This is a genomic window from Brasilonema angustatum, assembly GCF_059505445.1.
In genome coordinates, this window is record NZ_JCACKO010000140.1 from 101690 (window position 1) to 114808 (window position 13119).

General features: G+C 41.9%; 11 protein-coding genes and 1 pseudogene. 5 read left to right on the forward strand and 7 right to left on the reverse strand.

Annotation, left to right across the window (positions count from 1 at the left end; genetic code table 11):
* Positions 1–190: 190 nt before the first annotated feature.
* The gene (locus AC5JM2_RS27330) at positions 191–1258 is read left to right on the forward strand and encodes an SDR family oxidoreductase (protein WP_495837953.1); all 1068 of its coding nucleotides are present in this window, start codon (positions 191–193) and stop codon (positions 1256–1258) included.
* A gap of 133 nt (positions 1259–1391) precedes the next feature.
* On the opposite strand, the gene AC5JM2_RS27335 is transcribed toward AC5JM2_RS27330, so the two are convergent.
* The 3 genes and pseudogenes from AC5JM2_RS27335 to AC5JM2_RS27345 all read right to left on the reverse strand — a co-directional run bounded on the left by AC5JM2_RS27335 (position 1392) and on the right by AC5JM2_RS27345 (position 4810).
* Positions 1392–1574: a hypothetical protein gene (locus AC5JM2_RS27335; RefSeq protein WP_495837954.1), complete on the reverse strand. Its 183-nt coding sequence runs from the start codon at positions 1572–1574 to the stop codon at positions 1392–1394.
* 46 nt (positions 1575–1620) lie between these two features.
* Positions 1621–1788: pseudogene (locus tag AC5JM2_RS27340) on the reverse strand (IS630-like element ISAva6 family transposase); the annotation flags it as partial.
* Between the two features lie 586 nt (positions 1789–2374).
* Complete coding sequence (locus tag AC5JM2_RS27345; protein WP_495837955.1) at positions 2375–4810, reverse strand: CHASE2 domain-containing protein; 2436 nt, start codon at positions 4808–4810, stop codon at positions 2375–2377.
* Positions 4811–5952: 1142 nt separating this feature from the next.
* Between AC5JM2_RS27345 and labA the strand changes: the two genes are divergently transcribed.
* Entirely contained in the window at positions 5953–6483 is a 531-nt protein-coding gene (gene labA, locus AC5JM2_RS27350) for a low amplitude/bright protein LabA (protein ID WP_495837956.1), read from the forward strand.
* 83 nt (positions 6484–6566) lie between these two features.
* Complete coding sequence (locus AC5JM2_RS27355) at positions 6567–8168, forward strand: 2-isopropylmalate synthase (RefSeq protein WP_495837957.1); 1602 nt, start codon at positions 6567–6569, stop codon at positions 8166–8168.
* 149 nt (positions 8169–8317) lie between these two features.
* Here the strand turns inward: AC5JM2_RS27355 and AC5JM2_RS27360 are convergent, their stop codons facing one another.
* The 3 genes from AC5JM2_RS27360 to AC5JM2_RS27370 form a co-directional block, all read right to left on the reverse strand.
* A complete protein-coding gene (locus AC5JM2_RS27360) occupies positions 8318–9337 on the reverse strand; it encodes a catalase family protein (RefSeq protein WP_495837958.1) in 1020 nt (339 codons plus the stop codon).
* Between the two features lie 55 nt (positions 9338–9392).
* Positions 9393–9551 carry a hypothetical protein gene (locus AC5JM2_RS27365; RefSeq protein WP_495837959.1) on the reverse strand — a complete coding sequence of 53 codons (159 nt, stop codon included), beginning with the start codon at positions 9549–9551 and terminating at the stop codon, positions 9393–9395.
* Between the two features lie 129 nt (positions 9552–9680).
* Positions 9681–10376: an ATP-dependent Zn protease gene (locus AC5JM2_RS27370; protein WP_495837960.1), complete on the reverse strand. Its 696-nt coding sequence runs from the start codon at positions 10374–10376 to the stop codon at positions 9681–9683.
* A gap of 429 nt (positions 10377–10805) precedes the next feature.
* Between AC5JM2_RS27370 and AC5JM2_RS27375 the strand changes: the two genes are divergently transcribed.
* Positions 10806–11282: a phosphate-starvation-inducible PsiE family protein gene (locus tag AC5JM2_RS27375; protein ID WP_495837961.1), complete on the forward strand. Its 477-nt coding sequence runs from the start codon at positions 10806–10808 to the stop codon at positions 11280–11282.
* A gap of 126 nt (positions 11283–11408) precedes the next feature.
* Here the strand turns inward: AC5JM2_RS27375 and purU are convergent, their stop codons facing one another.
* Positions 11409–12263: a formyltetrahydrofolate deformylase gene (gene purU / locus AC5JM2_RS27380; protein ID WP_495837962.1), complete on the reverse strand. Its 855-nt coding sequence runs from the start codon at positions 12261–12263 to the stop codon at positions 11409–11411.
* Positions 12264–12659: 396 nt separating this feature from the next.
* On the opposite strand from purU, the gene AC5JM2_RS27385 reads away from it, so the two are divergent.
* Entirely contained in the window at positions 12660–12830 is a 171-nt protein-coding gene (locus tag AC5JM2_RS27385) for a hypothetical protein (RefSeq protein ID WP_495837963.1), read from the forward strand.
* The last annotated feature ends 289 nt before the right edge of the window (positions 12831–13119 follow it).

Genomic DNA, 13119 nt, shown 5'->3' on the forward strand with positions numbered 1-13119 from the left:
TTTCCGTAAAAGTGGCGCGATACCACGAAGTGGTTGCCAAGGGCATCGCACTTTGATCTAAAATCATCTATCACTTGCCGTAGACGTGATAATGGTACAACTGATCCTGGTACCAGTACACACAGATGGTACTTGTTTTCAACCTGTGGCACTATTGAAACTGACAGTTGCAGTAGAAAGGACGATCTTGATGAGCACCAGACAGATTGCGCTTGTCGCAGGTTCGACAGGCATTGTGGGCAAGAACCTTTGCGACCACCTTGTAAGGACGAGCGATTGGACGGTGTACGGGCTAGCCCGCAACCCATCGACAGAGCAAGGAATCCTTCCCGTTTCGGCAAATCTGCTCGACCGTGACGAACTGAAGTCGGCACTGGTCCAAATCGATGTGACGCACGTTTTTTTCTGTACCTGGTCTCGTCAGGCTACCGAGCAAGAGAACTGCGATGTCAATGGTGCGATGCTTCGCAACCTGCTTGAGGCGTTGGATGAGGCACCCAGGCTTACTCACGTTGCGCTTGTAACCGGCACGAAGAATTATCTAGGCTCGTTCGAGACCTATGGACAAAGCAGGTTGGACACGCCGTTTCGGGAGGAGCAGCCTCGTGTCCCTGGTCTGAACTTCTACTACGTGCTGGAAGATATTCTGTTTGAAAAGGCAGCACAGCGAGGCTTTAAGTGGAGTGTTCACAGGCCATCAACGATCATTGGCTACGCACTCGGCAACGCGATGAACATGGGCGTCACACTTTCAGTGTACGCGACTATCTGCCGCGAAACCGGACGCCCCTTTGTCTTTCCCGGCTCGTCCCAGCAGTACAACAGCTTGGTCGATGTTACCGACGCACGTCTGCTCGCACGGCATATCGAGTGGGCTTCGATTACGCCTGAAGCCGCCAACCAGGCTTTCAACATCGTCAATGGTGATATCTTCCGCTGGCGCTGGCTGTGGCCACAGCTCGCGGCATTCTTTGGCATTGAGGCCGCACCTTACCCTGGGTATGCGACTCCTTTGGCTGAACAGATGAGAGAGGCTGAACCAGTGTGGGATGGTATTGTTGTTCAACACGGTCTCAAGCCGCATTTGTTGACCCAACTTGCCTCTTGGTGGCATACTGATGCAGATTTGGACCGGGAAATCGAATGCCTCAACGATATGTCTAAGAGCAGGGGCTTTGGATTTCTCGATTATCAAAAAACGCTGCTGTCCTTCCTTGATCTCTTCGAGAGATTACGCCACGAGAATATCATTCCTTGAAAGCAGCAATTCATCACTTAAGTGGTATGAACAATTGTGTATGTAAGTCGCAGTTCCTGAGTTTGCAGACTGTTCCTTAAGTACAGAATTTGTCGGACAACTCATCAGGTGGCGTTTTGGCTATTTTCATCCCTTAATCCAACATTCCACCCAATGTGTTGGAGACATGCTTCTGGCGTTGATGACGATTACTGTCGTAGATGGACAAAGTGCGGGCATCGGCGTGACGGCTGAGGGCTTGGGCACCGCGCGTATCACCATCAGATGAATTGAGGTAGCTGGTTATCGCGCTATGTCTAATCTGGTGAGGCGACATAACTTTAGTAATACGAAGTTGCCAAAGATAGTATTGTTACATTTCGTTATATTGAACACAACCAGGAAAATCCGACTTCTCCTTTGACAGTGGTTGGATTGTTCATCAACCACTGACACTGCTCAATCAAAACGGTCTCTAAAGAATCGAGGGTATCAAACACTTCATTGGCTAATCGTTCTCTAAGTAATGGCCAGATACACTCGGTAAGGCGCTGTTCTGGGCTCAAACTTCTCTCAAAATTCAAAAAAAAGATTCTTTAATTTTGAACTTTGTGCAGGAAGGTGGGTTAGTGTGATTGTCTGCTACGAGCATCTAGGAGAACGGATAACAGACGAAATCCAAGCTTTTTCTGAGCAATGGAAGCTTTTCGAGATGTGACAGGGGTGACTGATGTGGAGATATTTACCAACCCTTTTACCGACCCGAAAAAGTGTCTTATATCGTGTCCGGTTAAAGACTTATCATTAAGGCTGTAAGGGAGCAGGGGGTAGGGAGCACCGGAGAAAGAGTTTTCAGGTTTTGGCACAGATGCACCGAATTATAACTAATTAGGCGGACATGGTATTACCCATATAGATTTGAGGCTTTCAGGTGGATGGAATAACAGCCCCATAAAATGGGGACTTCGACCTGTCCTAATTTGGTGACTACTAGACTTAGTTTCTCGTTCCTTTCCAGAGGCAAGGAACGAGAGAATCTCTGATTTTGTGAGTCAGCACGGCGCAGGAGACGGGCGTTCTCGATAGCCCTCCGGGAACGCCTGTCGCCTGAGGCCACATTCTAAGAAAGCGGGAGGATCACGGGCGTGTGTCAGTAGGAAAATCCTGGCAGTCTTCTATCGAATTTTCATAACGACTTGGTAGTAGAGATGTGGAAACAGCCGATTGTGAACTGTCTTCGGATATTCCTGTCCAAGGTGTGGTAGGAGTCTCTATCTCTTCTAAAGAAAAACTCCCTACTGAGTTGTGTTGAAGCAAACTTCGTTCGCTGTGTTGACTACTCAACAAAGCGAGCGCATCTAAAGCCTGGGATGCAGATTGATAACGTTGTTGGAAGTCTTCCCGCACCATTTTAGTAAGAATATTTGACAACGAGTGGCTGACGTATGCCTTATCAACCCATTTCAATTCTCCATTGGCATCTCTTTCTATTTCGTGGGGAGCCATGCCAGTCAAGGCTTTGATGCCAATCATGCCGACTGCATAGATATCACTACTATATTGTGGACGTCCGTAGCATTGCTCACTTGGTGCATAACCCCGAGTGCCAATTCCAATGGTGAAGGCAGTTTGCTCTGAATGATCCAGGACTTGTGTTGTAACTTCTTTAACGGCACCAAAGTCAATCAGAACCAGTTTGCCGTCTGAGTCTCGTCGTATGATGTTACTGGGCTTAATGTCTCGGTGAATAACGTTATTGTTGTGAACAAATGCCAATGTTTCTAATAAATCCTGTAAAATCTCGATAACTCGTGTTTCTAGAAGCCGTTGACCTGGCAACATTTCCTGGCTAAGAGCATGACCAATTATATATTCTTGAACTAGGTAAAATTCTTCATCTTCTTCAAAATAAGCTAAAAGTTGTGGTATTTGTTTGTAAATTCCCAGTTTTTGTAGGCTTTGAGCTTCGGAACTAAACAAACGTCTAGCGATCGCCAACTGCTCTGGTTTGCTGTTAGCTGGTTTTAACTGCTTGACAACACACAAAGGGTTATCTGGAAGTTTGGTATCTTCAGCAATGTAAGTTTCGCTAAATCCACCTGAACCAAGAACTTTGACAATTTTGTAGCGTCCATCCAAGATTTTTCCTGATACTGCCATCTCCCTTTTCTGTAACAAATCTTTCAAGTCATCCTGCTGGCTAAGGATTTCTTGAACAACACGGTGAGAGGAATATTTTTGGAAAATATCGAGTAATTGGCTTTTCCTGATAATTTCTCTTGCTGCTTCTGTTCCCAGGTAACCGAGTCCAATCATGGCGATCGCCACCACCGGTACCGCAGTCGGCAAGATGAGTAAATTGTAGACAAAGGTGAGATAGCTAATACCTCCCCAAGTTATAGCGAGGGCGATACTAATGACAAATCTAGTTATACCTCTTTTTCTTAAGGTAATAATAACTGCACATCCACTCACTAAACAAAGCACAAATAAACCACGGATGAATGGATTCTCAATTGCTTCGCTGATTGCTTTATCTTGCATTAAAGTTGCGATCGCGTTGGCGTGAACCTCCACCCCTGACATTCGCTCTGGATACAACCAATTGCCCATAGCCGGGACTGAATGATAATCGTCCCCCTTGTCTGACTTAGCTGTTGCTCCAATTAGCACAATTTTGTCTTTAAAAAGCTTGCGCTGCTGCAAATTGTTCCAGTTTTCTGGATCGAGTACGTACCAAAAGGGAACTTGGTCAAATGTCTCTGCTGGCCCGTAAAAATGTATGCGATCGCCCTTGGGTGGAGGATAATTTACTTCGGCTGCTCTTAATGCTGCTTCATCAAAAGAGAGCATCTTCACTGTTAAAGTATCTTCTTTATCGATGACCTTGGGGTACTCATTAGCCAGTTTGTGAATTCTGCCATCTATCTCTAGAGGGAAATTAACAGAGCCAATTGCCACAGATCCAATGCGAAACATTTGCCGGGGCTGTGTCAATTGCATGACAGGACCTTGAGGTGTTTGAGACTCTTCGTAGAGTTCAGCCAGAGTCACTTTACTTCCATAGCGTTGCAGCGACTGTCGCAACTTTTGATCATCTTCAACACCGTAACTACTTGGCGTACTAAAAACTACATCTAACGCAACAGAACGTGCCCCTGCCTTGATTAACTTCTCAATCACTTGAGCATATGCAGCACGTTTAAAGGGAAAAGCTTGGAGTGGTTCAAAGAAACTATATTTTTGTGGATCTGCTTTATAGTATTGCTCGCCAAGTGATATGGACTGTTCATCTATTGCCAAAATCACAATATCTTTCGGAGGGGTTTGTGGTTTTCGTAATAGATAAAATGTACTTTGAGCTTGGCTCTCCATGAAATTAGCCAAGTTCACATTCGAAGCTGCCAGGAGTGTAGCACCCACTGCGCAAACACCAGCAAGTAAATGACCCAAACGAGCTAATCGCTTTGATCGACGTGCTGATACCGTCAAAGTTGCTTTTGTAGAATTCTTTGACGGTCGATTGGCAGCAGAGACGTTTTTTTTGGTTAATGTTGTAGGTTCTGGTGCCATATCAGACTGCTAATTTAATTACGTTCAACATTTTTTATCTATTGACAGAGTCTTGAAGTGCAACACACCTGAAATGAAAATCTTATAGATTTGTAAACAATTCTGTTTTCTTCTCCAAATTTCTGTGAGTGAAGCAGCCACCATTAGTGGTAGTTGTTGCGGTAGATGCACTCTCAGGCGGCTCCTCAAAAATTGTGAGTTCACAGTGGCTAAGAATTGTTTTAGTGATCAATAGGTTAGATATAGTAAATTTTAGCACCATAACCGTACTCTTAGTTTACCTTACTCTACTCAGAATTCGGAATATCTCCTGCCCAGACACTGCTTTGTATTTCCTCCACCAGAGGCTTTGCATAGCTCCATAACTCCTTAGCAGCAGTTCAACTGGCAGTCCACCACCTGCTACGAATGAAAAAACACCTTTTTCTCTTACACCCCTAAACCCTTCGGCCACGCCTTACGGTGAGTCCAGCGCTGCGGGAGGGTCTCCCTCCGGAGCCACTTCTGTGCGGGGGTTCCCCCCGTTGAAGAATGTGGCGTCAGGCGACTGGCGAACCCGGAGGGCTATCGGGGAGAACCTCCGGTTCCGCTGCGCTTTAGACCTCTGGGCGTGCGCTTTGCGCATACGCCAGTCGCCGTGAGAGCAGGAGACCCCTTGGGGTTCGCCAGTCGCCTGCGAACCCCAAGGGCAGTGGCTCCCCTACACCCCTACACCCCTACACCCTTACACCCTTACACCCCTGTGTTTCTTCACAGAGGTTACGCCAGCACAAAGCGGTCTGGACGATGCGGGCAGTCTGCTCCTTGGTAAGCGACCTAATTCTTAAACTTTTCGATACCTCTTTAGGAGTAAACTTGACTGGTATAGACTCAAGAATGCTGTTACGTAGTCAATTTTATTGGTAGATTTTGATTATAGCGGCACGCTTACCAGCCAATAGAGAAAAAAGTTAACACTACTAAACAGGAGGACAGCGACTACTAAAATGCTTCCGTCGATTTTTTCTATGCGAGAGGTTAGATAAAAGCTAGATATGACAATATATAATTTATAGATACGACCAAATTTAATATTTTCTAATTCCTGCTATCATCTATTGTTAAATCTAAATTGCTTATATATTATTAGGTGTAACTTTACTATGGGTTTTACGATGAATCGTCTGTCTATTTTTGTAGACGGAAACAATATGTTCTATGCTCAACAAAAAAATGGCTGGTTTTTTGACCCACGAAGAGTCTTAGAATACTTTAGGCACGAACAATCAGAGACAACATTAATCAATGCTTTTTGGTACACTGGCTTAAAAGATCTACAAGATCAGCGAGGATTTAGAGATGCTCTCATTAGTTTAGGTTATACAGTTAGGACAAAAATTTTAAAAGAATATTATGATGATTCATCTGGTCGTTACTCACAAAAAGCTAATTTAGATATAGAAATTGTTGTAGATATGTTTAATACAGTAGATCAGTACGACCGAGTTGTTTTATTTAGTGGAGATGGAGATTTTGAAAGAGCAATAGAACTGTTACGCGGGAAAAATACGCATATTACAGTAGTATCAACAGAAGGAATGATAGCCAGAGAACTACGTAACGCTACTGATAGATATATAGATTTAAATGATATTCGGGACAGAATAGAAAAAGTAGATTCTCAGTTACCTTAGCAATAATTTACAAGAGGAATAGCAAAGAAACTAAGGTAAAAAGTATTTTAAGTCACAAGTAAGAAGTCAACAACAAGCTGCAAATGAACACGACACAAGAGAGAATCATCATATTTGACACGACACTTCGAGACGGTGAACAGTGTCCAGGAGCAACACTGAACATAGATGAAAAACTGACTATCGCTAAGCAACTGGCACGTCTGGGTGTGGATGTGATAGAAGCAGGCTTTGCCTTTGCCAGCCCTGGAGATTTTGAGGCTGTGACTAAGATTGCTCAACTTGTGGGGACACAAGATGGTCCTGTGATTTGTAGTTTAGCAAGAGCGCGACACGAAGATATTAAAACTGCAGCCCAAGCAATCAAGCCAGCCGCCAAAGGAAGAATTCATACCTTTATTGCAACAAGCGATATTCACCTCAAGTACAAACTGAAAAAGACAAAATCAGAAGTTATAGCAATTGCTGAAGAAATGGTGGCTTATGCCAAAACATTCACTGATGATGTAGAATTTTCTCCGGAAGATGCAGGACGATCTGAGCCAGAATTCCTCTATCAAGTTTTAGAGCGAGCGATCGCCGCAGGAGCAACAACAGTTAATATTCCTGACACAGTAGGTTACACCACACCGAGTGAATTTGGCGCACTGATTAAAGGGATTAAAGAAAACGTACCTAACATTGATCAAGCAATTATTTCTGTTCATGGACATAATGATTTAGGAATGGCCGTCGCTAACTTCTTAGAAGCTGTGAAAAATGGTGCCAGACAGTTAGAATGTACTATCAACGGTATTGGTGAACGTGCAGGAAATGCAGCATTAGAAGAACTGGTGATGGCTTTGCACGTCCGTCGGCAATATTTCAACCCCTTCTTTGGACGTTCAATTGATTCGGAAGAACCATTAACAAATATTGACACCAGACAAATTTACAAAACATCCCGTCTGGTTTCTAACTTGACAGGAATGCTCGTTCAACCGAATAAAGCAATTGTGGGTGCGAATGCTTTTGCTCACGAGTCTGGAATTCATCAAGACGGTGTGCTAAAAAATAAGCTCACCTATGAAATTATGGATGCCCAACTCGTTGGCTTGACAGAAAATCAAATTGTCTTGGGCAAACATTCAGGGAGAAATGCTTTCCGGACACGCTTGAGAGAATTAGGCTATGAACTGACAGAAACTGAATTAAATAAAGCGTTCGTCAGGTTTAAAGAAGTCGCAGACAAAAAGAAAGAAATTTCTGATTGGGACTTGGAAGCAATTGTTATTGATGAAATCCAACAAGCTCCAGATTTATTCCGTGTAGAATTAGTGCAAGTTTCCTGTGGTAGTAATGCTCGTCCCACTGCAACAGTTACACTGCGGACTCCAGAAGGCGAAGAATTAATTGATGCTGCGATCGGTACAGGACCAGTAGATGCAGTTTATAAAGCTATCAATCGTGTTGTCAACGTACCGAACCAGTTAATTGAGTTTTCTGTACAATCAGTCACAGCGGGTATTGATGCAATTGGTGAAGTCACTATCCGTCTTAAGCATGAGGGTAGAGTGTTTTCCGGTCATGCAGCAAACACAGATATCATCGTAGCATCCGCTCAAGCTTACGTGAATGCATTGAATAGACTGTATGCATCCTTGCAAAATAAACAACAGCAAGTTGCTGTAAAGAATGTGTCGTGAACTAGGGGTGTAAGGGTGTAGGGGATGAGCCTTATTCTCGTTACCAGGCTGAGCCTGGTAACGAGGGTTGGGAGCCTCTGCCTCCTTAGTCGGAGCTAAATAACAATAGTGCAGGATCTCAGTTATGATGACTTTTGCAAGAAGTCTATTTAACGAGGATCATCCTCTGTAAAAGTGTAAGGTTGAGGTTCTCTCAAACGCTTTTCGATTTCCTCCCGTCGATATTTAGCAAGTTCTTGGTAAATTTTTTTCCGAGCTAAATTCACGCTACCAATTGGTTCATGTTCAGGTAAAGTATGCCAAGGGTTAAAAGATAAACCCTCATCCAATCGTTTTCGCTCATCAAAGTCAAACTTTTGGCTAGGAATTTTGATAGTAGCTACCTTGATGAAAGGTGAATCTTCCTCTTTCCACTCCTGCATTGGATTTTCAATAGAAGTTTTTTCTTCATCTACATAAAGCTGAATGAAAAAGTCAAAAAAAGCATCCTGACCTTCCTGAGTCAGATATTTGACTGCAGCTTCACGTAGATAATTATCAGACTCTGGAATTGAGTCAGAAACTGCTTCTATTTGTTGAGGTTTGACAGAGAACTTGATAGCTTGAGAACCTAATTTGTATGGTGTCGTACTCCAGTACTGAATAAAAAGTGGATTGCTGATTTTTTTACTAGCCATTTCCTGGAGTATTGCAAAAGAAGGTTGCATGGCTTGTGTTAATTCTGGATCAGCTTGTCCACCTCCTACTTTGGCAAGATCAACATATCCTTGCACATCTCGAACGAAAAAGACTGGATGATTGAGAAGAATAAAATCCTGAGTTTTTTCTTCATCATCAACAACTTTTTCGCCCTCAACACTCATTAACTTTATTGCCAAGCCATGAGCATTAGGTTGTTTATCTGAAACTAACTTACCCCGCTTTTCTGCTTCTGCAGCATTGGAAAAACGAACCCAGATGGGATAGGTTTGAACTGTTGCGAACACGCCAACTTTTAGTGCAGCAGGAATGTCATTCTCGACGATAAATTCTCCCCAAACTAACGCATGGCTTTTTGGGTGTAGTTGGCGTAAATCTGGTCCTTTTTCTTGCTGAGTTTTTAAGCTATTAGCTAAAACCGCATCTGTGATTGTCTCTTGCTCTGAAGCAGATAATTTTGAAATGGTCATACTTTCTTCCTCTCAATGTGTGCAATGAACGTGATCTTAAAGTTCAAACAACTCCTCAAGTCCTGTATAAAGAGCAAGAGGAAGGATTTCGCATTCCAACACTCCAACTTGTACCATTGACAAACTGTGCAACTGCACCATTCACAGCTTCCAAACTGCGTGCTTCAAACAACGCTGATAGAACGAAACATGGCTGATACCCGAATGTTCTCATGCCACAACACCGCAAATATACCTTAAAGAAGAACGCAGAATACAGAAGTGATTCTAAATGATTCCTTATAAAAAAGCTCCCAGACTTCTCATCAGAAGTCCAGGAGCTTAATTTTTCAATTCTCATAAATTACGCAGTTTGGGGAGTGTCAAAAGCTTGTGCAATTGCAGTTTGACACTCTGCGACTGTTGCGCGTTCTCGCATAGAATTCACTAAGGCTTGATATGCCGACCAGTTTTCTTGCAAAAGGGTTTTGGCTTGGAGTGTACAAAAGCGCTGTTTCTGGTCACCTAACGACTCAGAAAAACCCAAATTTGTCAAGACCATTAAGAGCTTACTTCTGTCATCAGCTCCCCCCTCTGAGTTTTCGTAAACCAATGTTTCAGCCGCAATACCAGCCATCCAAATGGTACAGTAACGATCTAGTTTTTGAGCACTGATTGTACCCCGTTCTAGTTGGGATGCTAATTCCCCATCATCAAAACTCACACCACCTTGTCCTGGTTGTTTTTGTTTGACTGCTTCCCAGGCACTGAGGGTATAGTTCATCACTGGAATTTCTAAGAGATAAGCAACGAGAAAATGTCCAGCTTCGTGGTGAATGATGCGTTCTCTGTGTTCTGGGGAAAAACCAGCTATCCAGTCTATAAGTAAACTACCACCCTTACCTTGTAAACTAAATGAATCAAGAGTTGCTATTCCCAAAACGGTAAAGGTTAGTGTAGCCGGGATTGTGGGTGATATGTGCAACAACGGTCCCAGGAGGCTAGACATCGTCATGATAAAGACAGATATTGCTATTAAGTTTAGAGATATTTTGCTCATGGTTCAGCTTAATCTTTCTTAACTCTTTTTTAATTATGAATCGATATGAGCTGAGCAGGAAATACTACTTATTACAGAAAAACAACCCCTGCGATCGCAATGACTATAGTTAGGTCGTTCGTGTATAATATCGTGTCCGGTTAAAGACTTATCATTAAGGCTGTAAGGGAGCAGGGGGTAGGGAGCACCGCAGAAAGAGTTTTCAGGTTTTGGCACAGATGCACCAAATTATAACTAATTAGGCGGACATGGTATAAGTCCTGCTTGTTTACAAGCCTGCCCAAGCTTCCTGCTGGTGCGGTTTTAAAATCGGTATTATGACCAAAACAAATTTTGTAGTTTTGTTCGCGTAGCGTCTTTGAAGAACATACTTTAAATTTTGAATTGCTTATCATGGGGCTGGACGAATCTAGAATGTCCGGAGATACCATGCCAAAACGGATAATTATAGGATTAAATACTTGGTTCCAAAGAGATACAATCGTACGTAATCTAGAGATTTTTCAAGACTTTATTGTCATCTCTCTTTGTCTTGGTTTGTTCTGTGTGATGCTTTTACGATTGGGAGATATGTTCTTCTCTTTTTTGCATCCACTAGATTTACGGCAAGTTACATCTGATATTCTGTTTATTTTGATTCTGGTAGAGTTGTTTAGACTGTTAATTGATTACTTGCAAGACCAACGAATATCCGTAATAGCAGCAGTAGAAATTACTATTGTTTCTGCTTTGCGAGAAGTTATTTTACGCGGTGTTCTCGAAATTCCTCGTGACCAAATCTTTGGAATATCTTTATTTCTGATAGTCTTAGGCATAATTCTTGTGGTTTTACCTTGGATGTCTAACTTTTTTGAACACGTTAAAGTTGCTAACAACAACAAAATAGAAGAGAAGCCCACAAGCTAAAATCTCAAGAGGCAGTTTGCACACTTGGAAACTTTGAGGTTGTCTGAAATAAGCAATATAGCAGCCTCGTCTTGTTGCTAATCGATAATTTTCACAACTCAAAAAGAAGTGCTATGGCTGCTTTACTCATTCAAAAACGACTGTTTTATTACCATACACTAATATACGATTCTGTAAATGTAGACGCACTGCTCTTGCTAAAACAACTCGCTCTAAATCCTTTCCTTTTCTAATCAAATCCTCAACTTCATCACGATGACTGACTCGTACCACATCTTGCTCAATAATTGGTCCTGCATCTAAATGATCAGTGACATAATGAGAGGTTGCGCCGATAATTTTTACACCTCTTTCAAAAGCTTTGTGATAGGGATTTGCTCCAACAAAAGCTGGTAAAAAGGAATGATGAATATTAATAATTTGTGGAAATTTTGCGATAAATTCTCCACTAACAATTTGCATATATTTTGCTAATACAACTAAATCTATTTTGTACTGCTGTAGTAATTCTAGTTGCTTGGCTTCCTGTTCCTGTTTGTTTTCCTTGATGATGGGGATGTGGTGATAGTCGATATCAAACTGTTCTGCTACTACTTTTAAATCAGGATGATTGCTGATAATGACAGGTATCTGTGCAGCAAATTCTTTTGCACGTTGTCGCCAAATTAAATCAAATAAACAATGGTCTTGACGACTCACCCAAATGGCAATACGCCGGACAGTATCAGAAAAGTGCAATTCCCATTTAGCTTGCAGTGGTTGAGCAATGGCACTGAATGCTGGTGCTATTAAGTCACGCGGCAAATTAAACCCATCTAACTGCCACTCAATACGAGTGAGAAATAACCCTGCTGTAAAGTCTGTATGCTGATCAGCATGGATAATATTACCACCATTAGCGTAGATGAAGTTGGCAATTTTTGCGACCAATCCTCTTTGGTCGGGACAGGAAATGAGTAGTGTTGCTGTTGGACTTATCATGAACACATTATAAAGACTAACAAATTTTTGAAAATGACCTTTTCCGTATAATTACTCTTGAAAAAGGATTTTTATATACATTATTAATGTAAGAGAACTTTCTAATCTTATAGTAGGTTTTATGCAAAGTGAATAACTTCTCTTTTTTGTTTTGTCTAGAATAGAGTTGAGTCGTACTTTAAGCTAGACGTTATACGAAAGAATAAAAAAAATACATGATATATCTGAACTAGGGTCTTGTTATAAACGTGAGGCAAGATTTCTACTGTACTTGGTTTTATTTAAAACTATATTATGACACAAATGCTTATTACTTACCTTGCAATTATAGTCTACTTAATCATGGCTTCCTGTTTATTTAATCAATGGGTGGTATTTTTTATAGCAGATGAAGACATGGATTCAGATCAGCGCTTCTATTCTACTATCGTTTTGGTTGTAGCTACTATCTTGTGGCCAATCATTGTTCCTTTAGCTTACTTGGAATTACTGAAGTTCCATAAAAAGCATAAAAATCTCATCGATTTACTGATAAACGTACCTAAAGGTGGTAGTTATGACGAGTGAAGTTTGTTGAAAATAAACTATACCATCACCTCAAATAAGAAAAGCTGTTATTTGCTGTTTGCTGGAGTTGGTTTATCAGTATTGGGAGTGGGTTTTTTTCCATTATCTATAGATGTCTCACTACTAGGAGTGGGCTTTTTGCTATCATCTATCGGTTTAGCAGTATTGGGAGTGGGTTTTTTGCCATCATCTATAGATTTCTCACTACTAGGAGTGGGTTTTTTACCATCATTTATCGGTTTATCAGTATTGGGAGCGGGCTTTTTGCCATCATTTATCGGTTTCTCAC

Excerpts from the sequence above, each read along its gene's own strand:
- AC5JM2_RS27335 (WP_495837954.1), bottom strand. The coding sequence starts at position 1,574 with ATGTCGCCTCACCAGATTAGACATAGCGCGATAACCAGCTACCTCAAT.
- AC5JM2_RS27365 (WP_495837959.1), bottom strand. The coding sequence starts at position 9,551 with ATGAGAACATTCGGGTATCAGCCATGTTTCGTTCTATCAGCGTTGTTT.
- AC5JM2_RS27375 (WP_495837961.1), top strand. The coding sequence starts at position 10,806 with ATGCCAAAACGGATAATTATAGGATTAAATACTTGGTTCCAAAGAGAT.
- purU (WP_495837962.1), bottom strand. The coding sequence starts at position 12,263 with ATGATAAGTCCAACAGCAACACTACTCATTTCCTGTCCCGACCAAAGA.
- AC5JM2_RS27330 (WP_495837953.1), top strand. The coding sequence starts at position 191 with ATGAGCACCAGACAGATTGCGCTTGTCGCAGGTTCGACAGGCATTGTG.
- AC5JM2_RS27345 (WP_495837955.1), bottom strand. The coding sequence starts at position 4,810 with ATGGCACCAGAACCTACAACATTAACCAAAAAAAACGTCTCTGCTGCC.
- AC5JM2_RS27355 (WP_495837957.1), top strand. The coding sequence starts at position 6,567 with ATGAACACGACACAAGAGAGAATCATCATATTTGACACGACACTTCGA.
- AC5JM2_RS27370 (WP_495837960.1), bottom strand. The coding sequence starts at position 10,376 with ATGAGCAAAATATCTCTAAACTTAATAGCAATATCTGTCTTTATCATG.
- labA (WP_495837956.1), top strand. The coding sequence starts at position 5,953 with ATGGGTTTTACGATGAATCGTCTGTCTATTTTTGTAGACGGAAACAAT.
- AC5JM2_RS27385 (WP_495837963.1), top strand. The coding sequence starts at position 12,660 with ATGGATTCAGATCAGCGCTTCTATTCTACTATCGTTTTGGTTGTAGCT.
- AC5JM2_RS27360 (WP_495837958.1), bottom strand. The coding sequence starts at position 9,337 with ATGACCATTTCAAAATTATCTGCTTCAGAGCAAGAGACAATCACAGAT.